This is a genomic window from Shinella zoogloeoides (assembly GCF_020883495.1).
Classification (GTDB): Bacteria; Pseudomonadota; Alphaproteobacteria; order Rhizobiales; family Rhizobiaceae; genus Shinella; species Shinella zoogloeoides.
On record NZ_CP086610.1, the window covers coordinates 1,438,674 to 1,458,821 of the forward strand.

General features: G+C 60.6%; 23 protein-coding genes. 9 read left to right on the plus strand and 14 right to left on the minus strand.

The annotated features are described in order from the left end of the window. Positions 1-10: 10 nt before the first annotated feature. The 3 genes from K8M09_RS07285 to K8M09_RS07295 all read right to left on the minus strand — a co-directional run bounded on the left by K8M09_RS07285 (position 11) and on the right by K8M09_RS07295 (position 2,678). Positions 11-1,204: an acetyl-CoA C-acyltransferase gene (locus K8M09_RS07285; RefSeq protein WP_229342193.1), complete on the minus strand. Its 1,194-nt coding sequence runs from the start codon at positions 1,202-1,204 to the stop codon at positions 11-13. Positions 1,205-1,333: 129 nt separating this feature from the next. Then, the gene (locus K8M09_RS07290) at positions 1,334-2,080 is read right to left on the minus strand and encodes a ferredoxin reductase (protein ID WP_037520589.1); all 747 of its coding nucleotides are present in this window, start codon (positions 2,078-2,080) and stop codon (positions 1,334-1,336) included. Continuing rightward, a complete protein-coding gene (locus K8M09_RS07295; protein ID WP_037520588.1) occupies positions 2,073-2,678 on the minus strand; it encodes a sulfite oxidase-like oxidoreductase in 606 nt (201 codons plus the stop codon). The genes K8M09_RS07290 and K8M09_RS07295 overlap by 8 nt, the downstream gene beginning before the upstream one ends. Before the next feature lie 508 nt (positions 2,679-3,186). On the opposite strand from K8M09_RS07295, the gene K8M09_RS07300 reads away from it, so the two are divergent. The 4 genes from K8M09_RS07300 to K8M09_RS07315 all read left to right on the plus strand — a co-directional run bounded on the left by K8M09_RS07300 (position 3,187) and on the right by K8M09_RS07315 (position 6,456). Beyond that, the gene (locus tag K8M09_RS07300) at positions 3,187-3,660 is read left to right on the plus strand and encodes a TlpA family protein disulfide reductase (RefSeq protein WP_037520721.1); all 474 of its coding nucleotides are present in this window, start codon (positions 3,187-3,189) and stop codon (positions 3,658-3,660) included. Between the two features lie 3 nt (positions 3,661-3,663). Next, a complete protein-coding gene (locus K8M09_RS07305) occupies positions 3,664-4,155 on the plus strand; it encodes a DM13 domain-containing protein (RefSeq protein WP_037520587.1) in 492 nt (163 codons plus the stop codon). An 8-nt stretch (positions 4,156-4,163) separates the two neighbouring features. Continuing rightward, positions 4,164-5,219, plus strand: coding sequence for an MFS transporter (locus K8M09_RS07310; RefSeq protein WP_229342196.1), 1,056 nt, complete (start codon positions 4,164-4,166; stop codon positions 5,217-5,219). Positions 5,220-5,269: 50 nt separating this feature from the next. After that, positions 5,270-6,456, plus strand: a protein-coding gene (locus K8M09_RS07315) for an IS3 family transposase (RefSeq protein WP_160784603.1) whose coding sequence is annotated in 2 segments (ribosomal slippage) — positions 5,270-5,531 and positions 5,531-6,456 — 1,188 coding nt in all. Because the reading frame shifts where the segments join, the coding sequence is not laid out codon by codon here. 273 nt (positions 6,457-6,729) lie between these two features. On the opposite strand, the gene K8M09_RS07320 is transcribed toward K8M09_RS07315, so the two are convergent. From K8M09_RS07320 to K8M09_RS07350, 7 genes are all read right to left on the minus strand, one after another. Beyond that, complete coding sequence (locus tag K8M09_RS07320; RefSeq protein ID WP_037520719.1) at positions 6,730-7,179, minus strand: hypothetical protein; 450 nt, start codon at positions 7,177-7,179, stop codon at positions 6,730-6,732. 86 nt (positions 7,180-7,265) lie between these two features. Continuing rightward, positions 7,266-7,826: a hypothetical protein gene (locus K8M09_RS07325; protein WP_229342198.1), complete on the minus strand. Its 561-nt coding sequence runs from the start codon at positions 7,824-7,826 to the stop codon at positions 7,266-7,268. A 103-nt stretch (positions 7,827-7,929) separates the two neighbouring features. Next, positions 7,930-8,898: a magnesium and cobalt transport protein CorA gene (locus tag K8M09_RS07330; protein ID WP_037520579.1), complete on the minus strand. Its 969-nt coding sequence runs from the start codon at positions 8,896-8,898 to the stop codon at positions 7,930-7,932. Further along, positions 8,895-9,599 carry a glutathione S-transferase N-terminal domain-containing protein gene (locus tag K8M09_RS07335; RefSeq protein ID WP_037520577.1) on the minus strand — a complete coding sequence of 235 codons (705 nt, stop codon included), beginning with the start codon at positions 9,597-9,599 and terminating at the stop codon, positions 8,895-8,897. Before K8M09_RS07335 ends, K8M09_RS07330 begins: the two co-directional genes overlap by 4 nt. A 134-nt stretch (positions 9,600-9,733) precedes the next feature. After that, on the minus strand, positions 9,734-10,273 hold the full coding sequence (gene msrA / locus K8M09_RS07340; RefSeq protein ID WP_037520576.1) for a peptide-methionine (S)-S-oxide reductase MsrA: 540 nt from the start codon (positions 10,271-10,273) through the stop codon (positions 9,734-9,736). A 1-nt stretch (position 10,274) separates the two neighbouring features. Next, on the minus strand, positions 10,275-10,718 hold the full coding sequence (gene msrB, locus K8M09_RS07345; protein ID WP_037520575.1) for a peptide-methionine (R)-S-oxide reductase MsrB: 444 nt from the start codon (positions 10,716-10,718) through the stop codon (positions 10,275-10,277). A 150-nt stretch (positions 10,719-10,868) separates the two neighbouring features. Next, complete coding sequence (locus K8M09_RS07350; protein WP_037520573.1) at positions 10,869-11,744, minus strand: LysR family transcriptional regulator; 876 nt, start codon at positions 11,742-11,744, stop codon at positions 10,869-10,871. A 332-nt stretch (positions 11,745-12,076) separates the two neighbouring features. On the opposite strand from K8M09_RS07350, the gene K8M09_RS07355 reads away from it, so the two are divergent. From K8M09_RS07355 to K8M09_RS07365, 3 genes are all read left to right on the plus strand, one after another. After that, positions 12,077-13,165, plus strand: a complete 1,089-nt coding sequence (locus K8M09_RS07355; protein WP_229342200.1) for a bifunctional alpha/beta hydrolase/OsmC family protein — start codon at positions 12,077-12,079, stop codon at positions 13,163-13,165. A gap of 27 nt (positions 13,166-13,192) precedes the next feature. Continuing rightward, a complete protein-coding gene (msrA, locus tag K8M09_RS07360) occupies positions 13,193-13,729 on the plus strand; it encodes a peptide-methionine (S)-S-oxide reductase MsrA (protein ID WP_229342224.1) in 537 nt (178 codons plus the stop codon). A 76-nt stretch (positions 13,730-13,805) separates the two neighbouring features. After that, positions 13,806-14,567, plus strand: coding sequence for a ZIP family metal transporter (locus tag K8M09_RS07365; protein WP_051886772.1), 762 nt, complete (start codon positions 13,806-13,808; stop codon positions 14,565-14,567). A 20-nt stretch (positions 14,568-14,587) separates the two neighbouring features. Here the strand turns inward: K8M09_RS07365 and K8M09_RS07370 are convergent, their stop codons facing one another. Beyond that, positions 14,588-15,082 carry a MarR family winged helix-turn-helix transcriptional regulator gene (locus tag K8M09_RS07370; protein WP_206366640.1) on the minus strand — a complete coding sequence of 165 codons (495 nt, stop codon included), beginning with the start codon at positions 15,080-15,082 and terminating at the stop codon, positions 14,588-14,590. A 683-nt stretch (positions 15,083-15,765) separates the two neighbouring features. Here K8M09_RS07370 and gap point away from each other — a divergent pair. Next, a complete protein-coding gene (gene gap / locus K8M09_RS07375; RefSeq protein WP_037520571.1) occupies positions 15,766-16,773 on the plus strand; it encodes a type I glyceraldehyde-3-phosphate dehydrogenase in 1,008 nt (335 codons plus the stop codon). A gap of 67 nt (positions 16,774-16,840) precedes the next feature. Further along, positions 16,841-17,143 (plus strand): hypothetical protein, encoded by a 303-nt coding sequence (locus K8M09_RS07380; RefSeq protein WP_037520570.1) that lies wholly within the window; start codon positions 16,841-16,843, stop codon positions 17,141-17,143. A 192-nt stretch (positions 17,144-17,335) separates the two neighbouring features. Here K8M09_RS07380 and K8M09_RS07385 read toward each other — a convergent pair whose 3' ends face one another. The 3 genes from K8M09_RS07385 to istA all read right to left on the minus strand — a co-directional run bounded on the left by K8M09_RS07385 (position 17,336) and on the right by istA (position 20,088). Next, entirely contained in the window at positions 17,336-17,659 is a 324-nt protein-coding gene (locus K8M09_RS07385) for a YeeE/YedE thiosulfate transporter family protein (RefSeq protein ID WP_229342227.1), read from the minus strand. A gap of 177 nt (positions 17,660-17,836) precedes the next feature. After that, the gene (gene istB / locus K8M09_RS07390; protein WP_229341919.1) at positions 17,837-18,595 is read right to left on the minus strand and encodes an IS21-like element helper ATPase IstB; all 759 of its coding nucleotides are present in this window, start codon (positions 18,593-18,595) and stop codon (positions 17,837-17,839) included. Then, entirely contained in the window at positions 18,592-20,088 is a 1,497-nt protein-coding gene (istA, locus tag K8M09_RS07395; RefSeq protein WP_382379779.1) for an IS21 family transposase, read from the minus strand. Before istA ends, istB begins: the two co-directional genes overlap by 4 nt. Positions 20,089-20,148: the final 60 nt, after the last annotated feature.

A 20,148-nucleotide genomic window follows, 5' to 3' on the forward strand; every position in this document is an offset into this window, starting at 1 on the left:
TATCCTCCGGTCAAACGCGTTCAAGAAGAGCAACGGTGCCCTGGCCGCCGTCAGCGCAGATGCTGACGATCCCGCGCGACCCCACCGGCAGGGCCCACAGTTCCTTCACCGCTTGGCTAAGATCGCGCGCGCCGGTCGCCCCGAAGGGATGTCCGATGGCTACCGAACCGCCATTGGGGTTGACCCGAGTCCAATCGAACTCGCCCATGGCGGCCTCGACGCCGGCCTTTTCGCGTACCCAATCCGGATCGGCGATGGCCGCGACATTGGCCAACACCTGGGCGGCGAACGCTTCGTGGATCTCCCACAGAGCGATGTCGGAGAAGCCGAGGCGATGCCGCGCGAGCAAGCGCGGTATCCCGTAGGAAGGCGCCATCAGGAGCCCTTCCGTATGGAGGTCGACTGCCGACACTTCGTAGTCGACGAGCCGCGCGAAAGGCGTACCGGCGGGGAGTCTCCTCAGACCCGCGTCGTTGGCAACCCAGCAGCCGGCCGCTCCATCGGTGATGGGGGAACTGTTGCCGGCCGTCAGGCTGCCCTGTCCGCTCTCCCGATCGAAGGCTGGCTTTAGGGCGGCGAGGCGCTCGGCAGACGTATCTGCTCGCGGGTTCGCGTCGCGCGCCAGCTCCGGCAGAGAGGTGACAAGGTCGTCGAAGAAGCCGTTGTCCCAGCCGGCGACGGCTCGCTGGTGGCTCTTTAGAGCCCAGTCGTCCTGTGCTTCGCGCGAGACACGCCAAGCTTTGGCGGTCTCCTCCATGTGATCGCCCATCGTCCGACCGGTGATGCGGTTGGCCCACCCCTTGGTTGGAAGCACGAAGTCGTGCGGCGTCAGCGATTGCAGCGCCGAAAGTGCCGCGGCCGGATCCTGCCCGAACAGATCGGTCAGTCGCTTGGATGCTTCTGCGGTTAAGGCAAGCGATGGCCTGCTCATGACCTCTGCGCCGCCGACCATTGTCAGGTCGGTCCCGCCACCAAGCAGTCCTGCCGCAGCGAAGGTTGCAGTCATGCTGGTCGAGCACGCTAGGACAACGGAGAACGCGGGGATGCTGGGGTTGAGCTTGGCGTCCAGCCAAACTTCCCGAGCGATGTTGCTCCATCCCAGGTTGGGTATGACGGTTCCCCAAACAGCCAGGTCGGGCTCCGCAAGATTCGCCATCGCCTGGACCACAGGCACTGATAACGAGACCGCGTCGTAGTTGGCCAACGCCCCGCTACCTCGGCCGAAGGGTGTCCGTAGCCCAGCCGCTACGAAAACAGGTTCAGCAAAGCGGCTCATACTGATCTCCCGGACATCGAAAGTTGAAAAAGAATGAGCGTGGGCGCTTCGCTGCGTTTAACCACCATAACGCTCAGTCTTGATGATGGAGGGGTCCAGGCCTGCCGAGAGCGCACCATCCGTTGCGATGGTGACGAAGCCGTTGGAGCCGCAGACGAAGACCTGCGAAGGGTTTCGGCCGAGACGGGAGATTGTCTCCTTGACCATCAAGCTGTCGATGCGCCGATCAAAGTCCGACGCGCGCATGGGCGCCTCGCGGGTTATCGCCAGCGCCAAGCTGAATGCCGGGTCGTCCGTTTCAATTGTGTGCAGTTCCCTCGAGAACAGCACGTCTTGGGCGGTCCGCGCCGACAGGAGCAGCGCAACCGGGACCGACTGCGCTAGGGATCGGCGCTGGCGGATCATCGCCATCAGCGGCACCACGCCGGAGCCCGCTCCCATCAGTAGGACTGGCTCGTCAGCGGGCTCCGGCCATAGGAAATGGCCACCGAGCGGTCCGCGGAGTTCGATCTCGTCGCCGGTTGCTGCGATATCATGGAAGAACGGTGAGACCTCGCCATCGTGAAGGCGCTCGATGGCGAGTTCGAGGATCGGAGATGAAGCGGGCGACGAGGCGATCGAATAGCTTCGCATCGCGGTGTAGCCGTCCGGCGCGGTCAGACGGACATCGACATGCTGGCCCGCGACATGAGTGAACGGGTTCCCCAACCGCAGGAAGAAGCTCTTGATACTCGGAGTCTGTTGGACGATTCCGTCGATGAAGCAGGACTGCCACGATGCGGGTTGCGCGCCGATCTCAGTCATGGGTGTATCTTTGCTCGCGCCAAGGATCGCCGTAGATGTGGTAACCACGCAGCTCCCAGAAGCCGGCTTCATCGCGCGTTGTGAATTGCAGCGCGTTCACCCACTTTGCGGACTTCCAGAAGTATAGGTGGGGAACGAGGAGGCGCGCCGGTCCTCCATGGTCGCGCGGAAGCGGCTGGCCCTCATAGTTCAGAGCGACCATCGCCTTCCCCGACAACATGTCGGCCAAGGGAACATTCGTCGAATACCCATCGTAGCAATGCGCCAAGACGAATTCGGTTGGCCGCTCAATCCCTGCTGCCGCAAGGATGTCCTCGATGAGCACGCCTTCCCATGCAGTATCGAGCTTGGACCAGGACGTCACACAGTGAATGTCTTTGGTCACCTTCGTCTTGGGCAGCGCGTTGAACTCGCCCCAATTCCAGACCTTAATGGGTCTCGGGCCGATCTTGACCGTGAACTTCCAGTCGGATGTCTCAATGCGCGGCGTCGGTCCCGCTGTCAGAACCGGAAAATTCTCAACGAGGTGCTGACCAGGCGGAACTCGGTTCGAGTGGTCGCCGCCTGAGCCGCGGCCCGTAAAACCTCTGGTGACCATGCCCAACCCCCTTGCTTGTCACGACAGACCGAAACCGGGTTCATCACAGACTATTAGGAGCAAGAACGTAGCGTAAGCAAAGGTCATGCTTTCCGATAGGTCGGATATTAGATCACCGGTGTTCGTTGCAGTATTAAGATGATTTCGCCCACTATGAGTTACGACGATTGCCTAGATACTATAGAGGCATATCGCCAAGTTTGACCAATGCCTGTTCGCTATAGTTTCGATAGCTTCTTAGAATAGTCGAGGGAGCGCTGAGGCGAGAGGCGGCCCAGCGTCGGCCAAGGGTATAGAAACTATGCTGAGCAGCTATTGGAATTGTCTATCATAACAATTCATAGTCGTGGCTGCCGAAATCCTGGTTTTCTGAGGCATAGTTCGAAAGAAATCCCGATCTTATCGATCAAGAGACCTCAAGACGAACAGCGCAGATACGTGCAGCAGTTCGTCTGTCGCCGCCATCACCGGCCAGACATGGCCTGCTGCATTGAGGTTGGAGAAATCGGTGAGAGAGACCGGACCGCAAGCGCCCGAGCTTCGTGTGCAGCATTGGATCGGCGAGGATGGACACCGCCTCGATGCGTCCATCAAGCTTTCAGACATCGGTCCCGGGCCGAAGATTCTGTTCGCATTCCAGCACTGGTGCCGTGGCTGCCATCTGCATGGCTTTCCCACGCTTCAAAGGTTGCATGGGGCGTTGGAATCCAGGGGCGTCGGGTTTGCCGTCATCCAAACCGTCTTCGAAGGCGCCCAAGAGAATACGTTCGAAAAATTGCGCGTCAATCAGCTTCAGTACGGCCTACCTGTCGCCTTCGGTCACGACGAGCCACTGCCAGGCGCACCGTTCCCAACGTTTATGGGGGATTACCACACCCGGGGAACGCCGTGGTTCGTGGTGATCGATGCCGATGGTCACATTGTCTTTTCTGACTTTCATCTCGATGCGGATCGTCTTGTGGCAGAATTCGAGCGGGCGTGATCTATGCCGCGTTGGCTGATCCTAACCGCCACTCACATCCTCGTCTTGTCCGTAGGCTTCGCCGGCGGGATCTACCTGCTGCCTATCCTGACTGCGCCGCCTTCGCCCACTGAAGTTGCGCTTCAAAACTCTGCTTCTGAAGCGGTCTATTTTGGTCGATTTGCGCGCGATCTGGAAGGCAGTGATCTCCTCCATTGGGGCACTGGAGAAGTTCGGATTGCGCCCGATCGGATCGCGCACCTAGGGCGTCTTTCGCCTGGTCCGGATTACAAGCTCTACCTCGCGCCCCGGTTCGTCGAGACCAAGGCGGCCTTCCTCGAGATCAAAAGCTCTTCGGTTAGGCTGGGCGATGTGAAGACCTTCAATGGGTTTATATTGCAGGTGCCCAGAGGCGTCGATGTTGACGATTACAGTGCAGTTGTCATCTGGTGCGAGGCTTTTGATCAATTCATCAGCGCTGCAGAGTATCGTGTTCCACATCAGGCTCTCAAATGAGCCAGGTAATGGACAATGTGAAGGCTGCTTGCACGCGTGGCCTCGTCCTCGCGCCAGTAGCCGCCTTGCTGTTGAGCGTCGCCATCTTGCTGCTCGGCAACGGGCTGCTGGGCACGCTTTTGATCGTCAGAGCTGGTCAGGAGGGCTTCTCGGCCGCTGCGATCAGCGCGATGATGTCGTTCTACTTCGCAGGCTTCACGATTGGCGCGCTGGTTTTGCCTCGCATCATTGTGTCGGTGGGGCACGTACGGACCTTCGCCGGCTTTGCGGCGATCGCATCGATGACCGCCCTTCTCCATGTAGCGTTCGTAGATCCGGTAGCTTGGATGCCGCTTCGGCTCGTGACCGGCTTCGCATATGCGGGTATGATCCTCGCAACGGAAAGCTGGCTCAATGCCCACGCGGTTCAATCCACATGCGGTCAGCTTTTGTCGATTTTCGGCGTTGTATCCATGGGTTCTTGGGCGACCGGACAGGCGCTCCTCAACATCGCTCCACCCGCCGATGTTACACTTTTCCTCATCGTCTCGCTGCTGATATCTGCCGCAGTGGTTCCGATCACTCTACTTCCCAGTCATTCGCCGGCCGATGTACGGCACGAGTCGGTTGCATTCAGGGATCTCTTTTCTGTTTCGCCCTTGGCGTCGATCGGCGTCTTCTTGGCCGGGCTGGCCATAGGCGGCTTCTGGGGCATGGGGCCCAATTTTGCGCAAAGGATCGGTCTCGACGTCGTCGGCATCTCCGCCTTCATGGCCGCAGTTCTCGGAGGAACGCTTGTGTTGCAATGGCCGCTCGGTTGGCTCTCCGACCGGGTGTCCAGGAACCTGGTCATCGCAGGAGCGGCGCTGGCATCCGCCGTGGCAGCCATCGGCGTGTCGGTGGCGGCAGACGCCCCTTTGCCCGTCCTTCTTGCGGCGGGAGCGCTCTTCGGCGGTTTTGGCATCCCGATCTACTCGCTGTGTCTCGCCGCCGCGAACGACGACCTTCCTCCAGGGCGGCTGCTCGGCACCGCGCGAGGGCTTCTGCTGCTCAACGGGATCGGAACGGCGGTGACGTGCCCCTGAGAATTTCCTCCACGCGGAGCTAGAGTCCGGCCCTTGAAAGGACGGACGGAATGAAACGAGCGAGATTTACGGAAGAGCAGATCATCGGGATCCTGCGGGAGAACGAGGCCGGCGCGAAAGCGGGCGAGCTGGCGCGCAAGCACGGCGTGTCGGAGGGCACGATCTACGCCTGGAAAGCCAAGTTCGGCGGGATGAGCGTGTCGGACGCCCAGCGCCTGCGCGCCCTGGAAGATGAGAACGGAAAGCTGAAGCGCCTGCTGGCCGACGCCATGCTCGACAAGGCGGCGCTGAACGATCTGCTCTCAAAAAAGTGGTAGGGCCCGCGGCGATGCGCCAGGCCGTCGCCCATGTGAAGGCGACGTTCGGCGTCAGCGAGCGGCGGGCCTGCTCCATCATCAAGGCCGACCGCAAATCGGTGCGCTATCGCTCTTGCCGCCCGCCAGACACGGCGCTGCGGGAGCGGCTGCGCGCCCTGGCTGTCGAGCGGCGACGGTTCGGTTATCGCCGGCTGTTCGTGCTGCTGCGACGTGAAGGCGAGCCTTCGGGCAAGAACCGGATCTACCGGCTCTATCGCGAGGAAGGCCTGACGGTGCGTAAGCGTCGTTGCCGTCGTCGCGCCATCGGCACACGGGCGCCGATCCTGGTCGAGGCCAGGCCGAACGCCCGCTGGTCATTGGACTTTGTGCACGACCAGTTCGCCACGGGCCGCCGCTTCCGCATTCTCAACGTGGTCGACGACGTCACCCGCGAGTGCCTGGCGGCGATCCCCGACACCTCGATCTCGGGACGCCGCGTCGCGCGTGAGCTGACAGCGCTGATCGCTCGGCGGGGCTGTCCTGCCATGATCGTCAGCGACAACGGCACGGAGTTTACGTCCACGGCCATCCTGGCCTGGGCGCAGGATCATGGCGTCGACTGGCACTACATCGCGCCGGGCAAGCCGACCCAGAACGGGTTTGTGGAATCCTTCAACGGCCGCATGCGCGACGAACTGTTGAACGAAAGCCTGTTCTTCGGCCTCGACCACGCCCGCCAGAAGGTCGCCGCCTGGGCGCTGGACTACAACACCCGCCGGCCGCACTCATCGATCGGCTACCTCACCCCGGAGGCTTTTGCCGCCAGTCTGACCGCAACAGGCCGACCCGCTGCGCAGGATGAAAGCTGCGCGGTCCGGCCTGTTGCTCACCCCACGCTACGAGGCGTAACTAACCCAAGGACTCTGGTCGCCGCTGGATGAAAACTCAGAGGCACGTCAGCGGCCGGACCACTTGTCGGGGGAGTGGTGATGGATCGTGTCGGGCCCGGTGGGCTGTTCGTCTATGCTGCTGTCCTGCTGACCATGCTAGCGGTGTTAGCGGGCCTACGCGGTCGCTCTCGCTCCGCAATCGAGGTAAAGGCGACACGTTGCCCGAGTACGCCGATGATCACCGCCTCTCTCGATGCGATGATACGAACCCAGGACGAGCCGCAGAGCGTTCGGAACTAGCGCTGCGGCCCTGGCGACCGTTTGCTATGAGACAGCTTCGACCTTCAGCTCTCGGCCGTTGAATTGAACGGTCTCGCCGGCCTGAGCCCCGTCGATTACCTCGAAGATCGGCGCCATCGTCGATATGCCCATAAGCTCGCGCCCATGGCAGACGAACTTGTCCGTTGACACCGCGACGACGAAGTAGCGACCCGACAACTTGATGACCGCCCCTTCTGTAACCGCCGTCTTCGGTCCGAAGTCGATTGTTCTCAGCTTGTCGAGCTTGTCGGCGTAATCGTCCAGCGTATCGTCGAGCGCCTCGGCGAAGTCGCTCGCGATCTCGGCTTGTGCCTGTTCGTCGTTCTCGATCGGCTCGCTCCGATCCAAGCGAGCCGTGGAAACATAATCGAGATACTTGTCGCGAGCGCTCTGCAGAGCAGCGGTCTCCAACGACAGCATCGTTTCCCGGATGTGGTCTTTATTCCAATCCATCTGCACCTCGTCGCATTGCAATTTGAAATGATAAGCCGATCTATCGGAGCAAGCCGTTGAAAGGCCGCGTTCCGCAGTCGGCGCCGTCATTCGTCGATGATGACGTCTTCGCCCTGGTAGGGGATCCTGATCAGCCGAGGATCCCGAATGATGCTGGTCACGAGCCAGACATACGTCTGTTCTGCGGTATCGAAGCCGAGAATGCTGAATGCGCCGCCGAACGGGCATGCCGGAAAGTCGGGGAAGCCTTCTCGAAGAACGTAACGCTCGGGTTCGCGATCGAATTCGGCCTTGTAGACCTTCCGCAGCCCATGCTTGCTCGGAACGTCTTCGTCGCCCGCAGGCGCTGTTTCACGATGTTCCAGGAGGCGCTCGGAAAGATCACGGTGGCAGATCTCGTCGAACACGTCGAAGGCATCAATCAGCAAACCTTTTCGCTCGGTCGCGGGATCGGTGATCGCGTAGATGTTCGAAGCATCTTCGGCACCGTCCCCGCTTTCGAGACGCAGCGCTGCGTCGACGCGAATGGAGCATGGATCGAGCCTCGATCCCAGTTCGAGATCGACCAGGTTGCCGTCCTTGACGCGGTACTCGCGGTCATAGCCCTTCGCGACGAAGGACTGCACTGCTTTTAGAACGTCGGTCACTTGGGCTGTCATTGATGCACCTCGAGTTCACGTTGGGACGGAAGAGCGGCCGTGGACGGCGCGCGGCAGCCTGCTGGGTCTAGTCGCGGCTCGCGCGTAGCGATCACAGCCACTTGGCCTTCTTGAACCGCACGAACAGGAAGAGGCAGAACATCAGCATGACACCAAGCACGACGAAGTAGCCGTAAGGCGTGTCCAGTTCCGGCATGTTCTTGAAGTTCATGCCGTATATGCCTGCAATCGCTGTCGGCACTGCGAGGATCGCGGCCCACGCCGCAAGTTGGCGGGTGACGACCCCGATTCTTTGCGCTTCGAGAAGGCTGCTGAACTCGAATACAGTGGATAGCACCTGCAGGAGGCCATCGACCATGGACTGGACACGATCAACATGGTCGGCAACGTCGTTGAAGTAGGGCCGCACCTCAGCGCTGATGCAGGGAAAGTGTCCGCGCACGAGCTTGCGCACCAGCTCGGCCATAGCGCCAAGGGTGCGCTGAAAGCGCGTCAGCTCGCATCTCAGGCCGAAGATGCGAGCAACGTCCTCTCGCCCAAGGAAGTCGTCGAGCGATCGCCTTTCCATCGCAAGTACGTCATCCTCGATCATTTCGAAGATGGGCAGATACTGATCCACGATCCGGTGAAGGATCGCGTGGAGGACGTAATCGACGCCTTTTCCGAACTGGGCGGGCGAACGCTCGAGTTGCTCTCGAAGGTTGCCCAATGCACCAGCGTTGCCGTGGCGAACGGTGATAAGATGGTTATGGCCAGTAAAGATCGCCGTCTTGCCGTAACGTATGCGGTCCCCGACCAGCTCAGCCGTCTGGGCGACGACGTAAAGCTCGCCGTTATAAACTTCGAGCTTGGGCGGGCATATCGGGTGCATCGCGTTGTCGATCGCTAAAGGATGCAGATTGTAGGTCGCCTGAAGCGCCCTCAGTTCGTTGACGGAGGGCTCGCTGAGCCCAATCCAGCAAAAGCCCGAACGGTTTTTGTCGAGTTCGACGCGCTCGTCGATAGCTACTTCCCGGATACGTCGACCCTCGTTGTAGTAATATGCAGCGATAACACTCATGCTGACCTCGCCGGAATGAGCAGCCCACGTTGGACTGCTGGGCGCGCGAGGCCGCGATCCAGCCACGCTTGGACATTCGAATGATTGCTAAGCCGCAGTAGGTCGCCGGCGTCGTAGGCGCCAACCAAGGCGTTGACCCAGCCGAGGGTCGCAATGTCGGCGATAGAATAGTCATCGACGATCCAGTCGCGCCCGTCCAGTTGGCGGTCTAAGACTCCCAGGAGGCGTTTGGATTCATCAGCGAAACGCTTCTGAGGACGCTTATCCTCATAGTCCTTGCCGCCCCCGCGCAGGAAAAAGCCGAGTTGACCGAACATCGGGCCAATCGCCGACATCTGGAAGAATACCCAGCTTAGCGCCTCGTAGCGCTTGGCTGATGCTCTCGGGACGAGCTGGTCGGCCTTCTCCGCCAAATAAACGAGGATCGCGCCGGATTCCCAAACGCCGAGCGGCTTACCGTCCGGACCCATTGGGTCGATGATCGCTGGTATGCGGCCATTCGGGTTTAGCGAAACGAAGGCCGGATCTTTGCTTTCGTTCTTAGAGATGTCGATAAAGTGCGGCTCGTACGGCAGGCCGATCTCCTCGAGCATGATCGAGACCTTGACGCCGTTGGGCGTGGGCGCGGCGTAGAGCTGCAGGAGGTCAGGGTTGGATGCCGGCCAGCGTTGTGCGATCGGAAACGACGAAAGATCTGGCATGATGTGGCGATCCTAACAACTCGATGGCTGAGGAGCGGTATGACCGCTTGATTAGCTGGGTTTCGGGCCCGCACCATCAGTGGATGCGGGTCCGATGGTGCGACCCAGGGGCTCAGCCGCAAATGTGGCTGCAGCTATTCCGCTGCCGCGCCGGCCTCAGCCTGGGTGTCGCCAGCGTCTTTACGCTTCGGGAGCACCCAGTTAGCGCGCGGGAAATGACAGGTATATCCGCCCGGCCTCTTCTCCAGATAATCCTGGTGCTCCGGCTCTGCTTCCCAGAAGTCACCCACGGGCTCGACTTCGGTGACGACCTTGCCGTCCCACAGTCCGGACGCGTCGACGTCGGCTATCGTATCTTCGGCGATGCGCTTCTGCTCCTCGTCGATGTAATAGATGCCAGATCGATAGGAGAGGCCGCGGTCGTTGCCCTGGCGGTTCTTTGTCGTCGGATCATGGATCTGGAAGAAGTATTCCAGGATATTACGGTAGCTCGTCACTGTCGGGTCGAAGGTGATCTCGATCCCCTCCGCATGAGTGCCATGGTTGCGATAGGTGGCGTTCGGCACGTCGCCGCCGGTGTAGCCGACGCGGGTCGAAACGATGCCGGGCTGCTTGCGGATCAGATCCTGCATTCCCCAAAAGCATCCGCCAGCGAGAACAGCGCGCTGATGCATGTTAAGCCTCCTCTACTTGGTCGAGATACTCGCCATAGCCCGCGGCTTCCATCTCATCGCGCGGGATGAATCGAAGCGATGCCGAGTTGATGCAGTAGCGCAGGCCGCCGCGGTCGGACGGCCCGTCCGGAAACACGTGGCCAAGATGGCTGTCGCCGTGCACCGAGCGAACCTCCGTCCGGACCATGCCATGCGAGCTGTCTCGCACTTCGTTCACGTGAGCCGCGACGATCGGCTTGGTAAAGCTCGGCCAGCCAGTGCCGGACTCGAACTTGTCCGTCGACGCGAACAACGGCTCGCCGGATACGACGTCAACGTAGATGCCCGCCTCCTTGTTGTCGTTATACTCGCCGGTAAAGGGTCTCTCGGTGCCGTCCTGCTGGGTGATCCGGCGTTGTTCCGGGGTCAGGCGTTCGATTGCTGCCTGCGACTTTTCAAACTTCATGGTGAGTCTCCATTACTTAGTTAGAGGGCCAGGCACACTACGTTCAATTTATCACGTCGATACTCACATCAACTATCGCAGTGGCTCCAACGATAATCCAATACGTCGTGCGTATAGTTTCTATACCGCACATGCCTCTTGCTTGGCGGGTCAACTCCAATCGTAACGGGCTGCAAGCTGAGCGACTTTTCGTATCTCGACCGGTGCCGTAGATCCGGACACGGTGGCGATTACGATCTCACGCTCCAACGCGAAGCCCTCGATCGGCCTTGTGATCAGGCCGTGGGTGGTGGCCGCGCGTTCGGGCAAAATGCATATCCCCCGCCCTTCGGCGACGACGCGCTGCACCCAGTCGTCTCGATCTGAGCGGAAGCGAGGGCGCATGCGCACCTCTCGACGCGCGAAGTGCTCGAAGATTTGATCGCGGCACTCGCATTTCAGTCGATCGACGAACGGGAAAGCAAGCAGGTCTTCACCACGAACGACTTCGCACGCCGCCAAGGGGTGATCTGCAGCGCAGCCGAGCACGAAGCGCTCCCGGAAGAGAGGACGCACATCAAGTTTACGATCCGGCCTTGATTCGCGAGGCAGGATGCACGCGTGATATTTGCCTGAGAGCACCTCCGACGTGTCCTCGCCCGATTGGAGCGAGTGCAGTTTGATCTCGATGGACGGCACCTCTTCCAGCGCGCTGTCGAAAAAGGCTGTGAAGGTCCTCGGGCCGACGCTGGAGGCGACAGCAACGTCGAGAACACGATGCCGCCCCATTGCCCAGTTTTCCGAGTGGTGTCTTACGCTCTTCATCGCGACCAGCATTCGGCGGAATTCCAACTCGACGTCCTGACCCAGGCTCGTCAGCCGGCTGTTCTTCCCGTCACGATAGATGAGCGGTCCACCGAGTTCCTCCTCCAGGCGGCGGATCGCTCGTGTCAGGCTTGGTTGTGAGACACCACTGAGACGAGCAGCCGCAGTGAAATTCAGCGTCTCGGCCAAGTTGATGAAATAGCTGACCTGATTGAGTTCCATAGCCCTTTGGCCTGCGCCCTGACGAGTGGCACCCCAGAGGACCGATCCGACTACAGCCTCAGAAGTATGCGCGACGCATATAATCATGGTTTAGGGGCTTGTCTATATGCGCCGCGCATATAGAAAGAATGTCTTGGGCTGCTAGTTCGGGTCGATGGTGCTCCTGCTAAGCCGCCGTTGGAGGCTCGACGCATATGGCAGGAACGCGGTTCACGTTTGCCGGGGGAGGGGGGTCTGAACTAACCGGGCACCTGGAGGCGCCAGAAGGCACTCCTCGCGGCTGGGCGATTTTCGCCCATTGTTTCACTTGCGGGAAGGACAGCCGCGCCGCCGTGCACATCGCACGCGCGCTCTCGCGGGCCGGTATCGGCGTCTTGCGGTTCGACTTCGCCGGCACAGGGATCGCGAGTTCCGCGGAAGAAGCGGTAAGCTTCGCTTCTGACGTCGACGATCTGAGGGCAGCCGCGGAGGCCATGGCGGCCGCCGGTATGCCACCCGCCCTCCTTGTCGGGCACAGCCTGGGTGGAACGGCTGCGATCGTAGCCGCTGCCGCGCTGCCGGATGTCGCCGCGGTGGTGACGATCGGTGCGCCGGCCGACCTTCAGCATATCTTGCGCGTTTTCCGGCCTGGCGACCTTGACGCGATAGCGAGCGAGGGCGAGGCCTCTGTGGAGATCGCTGGCAGGCCCTTCCTCATCCGCCGCACCTTCCTGGAAACGGTAGAGCGAGCCGACATCGAGAAGTCCATCGCCGCGCTTCGACGTCCGGTGCTGGTCATGCATTCGCCGGTGGACCAAGTCGTGGGCATCGAGCACGCCTCGCGCATCTTCGTCGCATCACGCCATCCTAAGAGTTTTGTCTCGCTCGACACGGCGGATCACCTTCTCACCGACGTCGACGATGCGAACTACGCCTCAGCTATGGTCGCCGCGTGGGCCAGCCGCTTTCTTCCGCCGCTAGCGGCGGATCTTCCGCAGGTCGAGGCGGCAAAAGGTGTCGTTGCGTCGGAGACGCTAGCGGGGAAGTTCCAGCTCACGGTCCGCAGTGGCGAGCATACTCTGTTCGCCGACGAGCCGGAATCGGTCGGAGGTCTTGGGAGCGGCCTGTCTCCCTACGAACTGGTGTCAGCCGGGCTAGCTGCCTGCACGGTGATGACGATGCGCCTTTACGCCAACCGCAAGGGCTTCCCGCTCGAAAGAGCGACGACGAGCGTGCGGCACGAGAAGGTGGCGGACATAATGCCTCCCGACCGCTTCACACGCACCATCGTTCTCGATGGGCCGCTCAGTGATGATCAACGCGCGCGCATTCTTGAGATCGCGGATCGGTGTCCCGTCGATCTGACGCTCGTCCGGGGTTCTGATGTGCAGACCGAGCTTTCGAGCGGCGGCCAGCCTGCAGGTGCAAGGCCGTCGAACTGATTGGCACACAGCGTTTAGGGTGATCGGATGATGAGCCTGCCAGCTACAGACCAGACGCCGACGCAAACCGAGCGAGCGATACTCGCGGGTGGCTGTTTCTGGGGCCTGGAGGATTTGCTGCGCCGCGCCAAGGGGGTCGTGGCCACGCGTGTCGGCTATATTGGCGGTGAAATGCCAGATCCGACTTATGCGAGACATTACGGCCACGCGGAAGCCGTCGAGGTGACCTTCGATCCGTCCATTCTGACGTATCGGGCTCTACTGGAACTATTCTTCCAGATTCATGATCCGACGACCTACGAGCAACAGGGCAGCGACGTCGGCCCAAGCTATCGGTCGGCGATATTCTATACGTCTAAAGCGCAGATGGACATCGCCTTAGCGACGATCGCCGAGATCGAAGCCTCGGGTCGCTGGCCTGGGCCAGTCGTGTCCGAGATCAACCCGGAAGAATCCTTCTGGGAGGCTGAGCCCGAGCATCAGAAGTATCTCCTGCGTCAACCCGGTGGCTATAGCTGCCACTTCCCGCGACCGACCTGGCGATTGGACCGAGCGAACCGATGAGCGAGCTTCGACTATCATCGACAATACTGCTGCAAGGGTGCTCGCGCTTTGTCGTGCTGCCAGCCGGGTCACCGTCATGATGCCGGAATACGTGATCGCCGGCTTGTGGGGCCTTTTGTCGGGAAGCGGACTGCTGGTGGGGGCGGTGCTGGCGGACGTGCTTTTCGGGCGGCTTACTCACCGCATGATCTCCGCAGTCATGGGCTTTGGTGGCGGCGTGATGATTGCCGTTGTCGCTACCGAACTCATCGGCGATCGCGTTTCGGCCGGGATGGGCCCATTTGCGATCTTCGCGCTACTCGCCGGAGCTGCGATCTTCAGCGGCACGAACTGGTTTTTGTCTCGCCAAGGCGCGAAGCACCGAAAGCGATGCGGTGAATGCACGGAACAGGCCACTGAACAGGAGCACCGCGGTAGTGGTGCTGCAATTGCGCTCGGCAGCGTTCTCGACGGAATTCCAGAGGCCCTTGTGATCGGGATGTCGGTGGCTGGTGGCGGCAGGATCAGCCTGGCCGTCGTGGCAGGCTTCTTTCTTGCAAACGTGCCCCAGGGCCTATCGAGCACTTCAGGAATGAAGGTTGCGGGCCGACCCCGAAGCTATATCTACGCGGTCTGGATCGGCATTCCCCTACTCGTTTGCGTTGCCGCCGGTGTGGGAAATCTCATCCTCGGCTCGGCATCGACTCAGGCGCCAGCCATCCTTTCTTTCGCGGCCGGCGCCGTCATAGCGATGCTGGCAGAAGCTATGATTCCCGAAGCGTTCGAAAAGGCGCCGCCGTTCATAGGGCTCATCACGGTCGTGGGATTTCTGGCGGCATATCTCATCGCTCAACATTGATTCATGCGATTGCGATGGTCCTACGCCTCGCCGCTGTTCTCGCGATCTACGCCACGCTCATGCAACTCGGCATCAATCGGGCAATTCGTGCAACCCTCATAGCAACACAAGCGGCAGATACGGTAGGAATGCTCAAGATTTTCCAGGCGATGCCGTAAGACGCGTTCCGCGATGTCGCAAAGAACTCTCAATTCGTCTGGGCTTAGGATGGATAACCCCTCAGCGATCACCTCGTCGCGTGAGGAAAGGACTTCGTCGCTCGCTACCTTGCCCGCCGCAGTGAGATAGAGAGACCGGGTGCGACCATCCGTGAAATGCTCACGGCGTTCGACCAATCCCTCAGCAGCTAACCGATCCACCAAACGGACAGTCGCTGCATGGGAGAGGCCGACGCCGATGGAGAGCATGCGAATCGAGAGCCCAGGCATGTGCGCAATCAACGCCAGGGCCGATGCTGCGGGTCCAGCTTCCGGCGCCCGCGATGAACTAGCGCGAACGATGTCGTCGCTGATCATGAGTGCGAACGCCCCGAAGATATTTCGATCTCGAGGTCCATCCATTGTCACATCTATATGTGCGCGAAGCATAGACAGCAAGTCATACGCGTGTGGTGCGGGTCGGCAAGCGTGCGGAAAAAAGGCCGGATTCCCAGAGGCTTACGACGTTCCGCCGATGACGCGGGAGATTGAAACTCCGCAATTTAGATCATGGCGCGCACGGACTGCCGATACCTGGCGGCTATAGATCGGTGAAGTTTGCCGTGGTTTCGGCTGCCTTGAGGCCGAATCACATCGTTCCAGCGCCAGCTACGCGTTGTGGCCAAATGTTATCGGCAGGCCTGGGAGCTCGCTTTCTGCGTCCCACCTCAACCGACTCACCCTGGTCAGCCACGACCGTGCTTTAGCCGCAGCCAGCCGGCAGATGGATATCAAACCCCCTATCCGTCTTGGGGACGCGTAGGCCTTGAACGCGTTTCACGCAGCCCCCCAAAGAACGGCTGCTTGTTTGGACGGCGCAAGCTGGATCGTCCGTGCTGACACTGCCGCGTTGACCCCGAGTGCCCACCCAGATAGGTCTATGCGTGACGCATACATAATGTGTTGTTGCGCACACGCCGCCAGAGCCGATTTCGTGCGCCATGTTTCACTGAGCGAATGGCGGATGCTTCAGTCAGTAAGGCGAGCCAGGGGAGATAGGCATGACGGTTAAGGTCGCAATCAACGGTTTCGGTCGGATCGGGCGACTAGCCTTACGGTCGATCGTCGAACTACATCGAGAGGACGTCGAAGTGGTTGCGATCAACGACCTCGGGCCGGTCGCTACCTTGGCGCACCTTCTGAGGTACGACTCGGTTCATGGTCCCTTTCGTGGATCGATCGACCTCGGCGAAGACTGGATCGACGTCGGGTCCGGTAAAATCAGGGTGTCGTCGGAACGCGATCCAGCAAACCTGCCCCATGATGAGCTTGGTGTTGACGTGGCGCTCGAATGCACGGGCTTCTTCACATCCAGGGAGAAGGCCGAGTCGCACATTCGTGCGGGAGCAAGACGCGTGCTCGTCTCCGCGCCGAGCGATGGGGCAGACAAGACGATCGTCTTCAAGGTCAATCACGACACGCTGACCGCTGACGATGTCGTCGTATCAAATGGCTCATGCACGACCAATGTCCTCGCGCCTGTCGCGAAGGTACTGAACGACCTCTGTGGCATAGAGCGAGGCTATATGACCACGGTTCACGCTTATACCGGTGACCAGCCGACGCAGGATACCGTCCATAAGGATCTCTACCGCGCCCGCGCAGCCGCACTCTCAATGATCCCGACGTCCACCGGGGCTGCGAACGCGATCGGCCGCGTGCTGCCGGAACTAAAAGGTAAGCTTCATGGCTCGTCGATCCGCGTCCCAACGCCGAACGTCTCGGTCATAGATTTGGCTGTTTCGACGTCGCGTGAGGTTTCGATAGACGAGGTGAACGACGCCATCCGTCAGACTGCCGCCGGTGCAATGAGTGGGGTGCTCGCCTTCACGACAGAGCCCTTGGTGTCGGTCGATCTGAACCATCGGACCGAATCCTCAATCGTCGCACTTCCCCAGACAGATGTTGTCGACGGCAGGATGGTTCGCGTGCTTGCTTGGTACGACAACGAATGGAGCTTTGCGACGCGTATGGCGGATACCGCGGTCGCAATGGCGAAGCTCATATAGCCGATCGAGTGCCGGCAAAGTCGTCACTCGGCGAAAAGGTGGGTTTTCCAAAAAAAAGGAAGCATCGATGAGCATGAATGGACCATTGGCGCGCGCAGCGAGAGCCCTGATTCAGTGGCCGCGATCACATGTCGCCAAGATCGCTGAGTTGGACGAGGAAACGTTAGCTCGGTTCGAGGCCGGCGGTAGCATGCTTGCAGCTTCGGAACTGACGCGGTTGCGTGACGCGCTCGAACGGGGCGGCGCCGTCTTCATCGATGAGGATCATCGCGCGGGATCGGGCGTGAGGCTTAAGTTCAACGCCAAGGATGTGCGTGCCATTAATCGGATGGAGGGCGAAGGCGGGCCGGTAGGCACCGACGATGTCTGAAACCTCAGATTCTCGCGCCGGAGCTGGGGTATCAGGCGACAGACACTCATTCCTGCCGTGACCACGCCTATCATGACACCACCGGATGCTCGACGCACTATCCTTCGAGACGGCAATCAGGGGGATGGGCCCACGCAGGCGTATTACCTGATAAGTCGATATTCACGGGTCTCATGATCGGCCCAAGACCATCTACCCTCTCCCGTGGCCTGATGGGCGTTTCTTGAAAAGCCTGTCACGCGCTGCAAATCCAAAAACGATCGTCGTCGTCATCACGAGGTAGGCAACTATGCCGCCCGGAGAGAGTGTAGGCACTGCGGCGAGGATCAAAGCGTCGTTGCCACCGGGTATGAGGCCGATACCTATTCCCATCAACGCTCCGCCGACAATCGATCGCAGAATGCCGGCAACCGTCGGCCGTTGAAAACGCAAACGTCCCTGACGCACGGATGCCGTGATTGCTCCCGCAACAGAGGCAATGACCGCAACGAGTGCGACCTCGCCTGTTGGTGTCATTCGAAGAGGAAGGCCGCGTTGGATCAGGTCAGCGAACGTCCATGTGTCAACGGCGGAGTAAAAACCGGCCACGGGGCGGAGCAAAAGTCGGCCACTGTGGCGCCGGCCTGAGACGGCCGGGAGGGCGTAGCCCGAGCGGGGGTCTCAGGCCGGCGCGGCGATTTTTTGAGAGTAGTTTTAGCCGGCCTTTCGGGCTCGACTTTGAGCGAGGCGATAGCTGTCGCCGTTCATCTCGAGGATGTTGACGTGGTGGGTAACGCGATCGAGCAGAGCGCCGGTCAATCGTTCGGACCCCAGGGTTTCCGTCCATTCGTCAAATGGAAGATTGCTGGTGATCAGGGTGGCCCCGCGCTCGTAGCGTTGCGAGATCAGCTCGAACAGCAATTCCGCGCCGGTCTTTGACAGCGGCACAAAGCCCAGCTCGTCGATGATGAGCAGCTTGTAGCCGGCCATCTGTTTCTGGAACCGAAGAAGACGCCGTTCGTCGCGGGCCTCCATCATCTCGCTGACCAGGGCGGCCGCTGTCGTGAACCCGACGGACAGGCCTTTCTGGCACGCGGCCAGGCCGAGACCGAGCGCGACATGCGTCTTACCCGTGCCGCTCGGGCCCAGCGCAATGACGTTCTCCCGGCGCTCGATCCATTCACAGCGGGCCAGTTCCAGCACCTGCATCTTGTTCAGCTTGGGGATGGCTGTGAAGTCGAAGCTGTCGAGGCTTTTGACGATCGGGAATTTAGCCGCCTTGATCCGACGTTCGACCTTGCGGCGGTCCCGTTCGATCATCTCCCGTTCGGCAAGCCGGAACAGGTATCCGACATGATCGACGCCTTCGGTGGCGCATAACCGGGCCAGCTTCTGGTGCTCGCGCTGGAAGGTCGGCAGCTTCAGGGTCTTGAGATAGTGGGCGAGCAGGATGTCGGGTGCTTCGGTGCTCATGCCGCCTCTCCCGCATCAGACGACAGGAGGCGCATATACGCTTTCGCTGAGGTCTTCTCGACCGTCGCCCGCGGCAGGTAGGGATAGATCGACAGATCCAACCGCGGTGGCCGGCGCTCGACCCGGCACAGGATCAGATGCTTGACCGCATCGAAGCCGATCGCACCGAGCTGTATCGCCTGCTTCACGGCCGCATGCAGGTCCGCAAGGTCGAAGCTCTCCAGCAGGCGCAGAACCTGCACGTATTCCCGTCGGCCATGCTTTGCCATGCGGCCTTCCATCAGGCGGCGCAGCGTCGCGAACTCGTCCGGCAGGTTCCAGCCCTGGAGTGGAGCCGCCTGATCCAGCGCATTGATCTTCTGCTCGATCAGCGGCAGATAATGAACGGGATCGAAGACGACGTCTTCCCGTTCCCAGCATCGCGGATGACGGGCAATGATCTCGCCGCGGCAGCCGATCACCACCTCATTGACATAGCCCCGGACCCAGACGTCCTGATGGCCATAGGCGACCGGTACGGAATAGTCGTTGGTCTTGTAGCGCACCAGCGACTGGGCTGTCACCCTGGCGCTGGCCTGGTCGCAGGCATCGAAGGGAGACGCCGGTAACGGACGCATGGCCGCCAGATCACGCTGTAGCCGCTCCCCGATTGTCTCACTCTCACCGCGCAGCTTGTCGCGCTGGCGTTTGCGGCACTGCTCTTCCAGAAAGGCGTTGAACGCATCCCATGTCGCAAACTGCGGGATCGGCACCATAAAATTACGTCGGGCATAACCGACGAGTCCCTCGACATTCCCTTTATCGTTGCCCTTTCCCGGACGGCCATAGCGATCCCGGATCAGGTAGTGGGACAGGAAGCCGCTGAACAACGCCGCCCGCTTGCGTGTGCCGTCGGGCAGGATCTTGGCCACCAGGCAACGGTCATTGTCATAGACGATCGACTGCGGCACGGCCCCGAAGAAGGCGAATGCATGGATGTGGCCGTCGACCCAGGCCTCGGCCACCGCCGCAGGATAGGCCCGCACGTAGCAGCCGTCGCTATGCGGCAGATCCAGCACGAAGAAACGCGCCTTTTGCTCGACGCCGCCGATCACCACCGTCGCCTCGCCAAAGTCGGCCTGCGCATGGCCGGGCGGATGCGACAACGGCACGAACACCTCCTGCCGACGCTGATCCCGCTCGCGTATGTAGTCCTTGATGATCGTGTAGCCGCCGGTGAAACCGCACTCATCACGCAGGCGGTCGAACACACGCTTGGCAGTATGGCGTTGCTTTAGCGGCATCTTCAGATCTTCGTCGAGCCAATGCTCGATCGTCGAAACAAACGCATCCAGCTTCGGACGCCGGATCGGTGATCGACGCTGATAGCCGGGTGGTGTCGAATAGGCCAACATCTTGGCCACGGTCTCTCGCGAGATGTTGAAATGCTTCGCGGCCTGACGCTGCTTCATCCCTTCCGAAACAGCCAGGCGAACCCTCAAATAAAGTTCCACGGTGTAGATCCCCTGTCCCTCCTGCGATCATTGCAGAAAGGAAATAGGTGGCCGGATTTT

Excerpts from the sequence above, each read along its gene's own strand:
- msrB (WP_037520575.1), bottom strand. The coding sequence starts at position 10,718 with ATGAAGTTTGAAAAGTCGCAGGCAGCAATCGAACGCCTGACCCCGGAA.
- K8M09_RS07330 (WP_037520579.1), bottom strand. The coding sequence starts at position 8,898 with ATGAGTGTTATCGCTGCATATTACTACAACGAGGGTCGACGTATCCGG.
- K8M09_RS07365 (WP_051886772.1), top strand. The coding sequence starts at position 13,806 with ATGATGCCGGAATACGTGATCGCCGGCTTGTGGGGCCTTTTGTCGGGA.
- K8M09_RS07335 (WP_037520577.1), bottom strand. The coding sequence starts at position 9,599 with ATGCCAGATCTTTCGTCGTTTCCGATCGCACAACGCTGGCCGGCATCC.
- K8M09_RS07320 (WP_037520719.1), bottom strand. The coding sequence starts at position 7,179 with ATGGATTGGAATAAAGACCACATCCGGGAAACGATGCTGTCGTTGGAG.
- msrA (WP_229342224.1), top strand. The coding sequence starts at position 13,193 with ATGATGAGCCTGCCAGCTACAGACCAGACGCCGACGCAAACCGAGCGA.
- K8M09_RS07305 (WP_037520587.1), top strand. The coding sequence starts at position 3,664 with ATGCCGCGTTGGCTGATCCTAACCGCCACTCACATCCTCGTCTTGTCC.
- msrA (WP_037520576.1), bottom strand. The coding sequence starts at position 10,273 with ATGCATCAGCGCGCTGTTCTCGCTGGCGGATGCTTTTGGGGAATGCAG.
- K8M09_RS07290 (WP_037520589.1), bottom strand. The coding sequence starts at position 2,080 with ATGACTGAGATCGGCGCGCAACCCGCATCGTGGCAGTCCTGCTTCATC.
- K8M09_RS07310 (WP_229342196.1), top strand. The coding sequence starts at position 4,164 with ATGGACAATGTGAAGGCTGCTTGCACGCGTGGCCTCGTCCTCGCGCCA.
- K8M09_RS07385 (WP_229342227.1), bottom strand. The coding sequence starts at position 17,659 with ATGACACCAACAGGCGAGGTCGCACTCGTTGCGGTCATTGCCTCTGTT.
- K8M09_RS07380 (WP_037520570.1), top strand. The coding sequence starts at position 16,841 with ATGAGCATGAATGGACCATTGGCGCGCGCAGCGAGAGCCCTGATTCAG.
- K8M09_RS07350 (WP_037520573.1), bottom strand. The coding sequence starts at position 11,744 with ATGGAACTCAATCAGGTCAGCTATTTCATCAACTTGGCCGAGACGCTG.
- K8M09_RS07370 (WP_206366640.1), bottom strand. The coding sequence starts at position 15,082 with ATGATCAGCGACGACATCGTTCGCGCTAGTTCATCGCGGGCGCCGGAA.
- gap (WP_037520571.1), top strand. The coding sequence starts at position 15,766 with ATGACGGTTAAGGTCGCAATCAACGGTTTCGGTCGGATCGGGCGACTA.
- istB (WP_229341919.1), bottom strand. The coding sequence starts at position 18,595 with ATGAGCACCGAAGCACCCGACATCCTGCTCGCCCACTATCTCAAGACC.
- K8M09_RS07295 (WP_037520588.1), bottom strand. The coding sequence starts at position 2,678 with ATGGTCACCAGAGGTTTTACGGGCCGCGGCTCAGGCGGCGACCACTCG.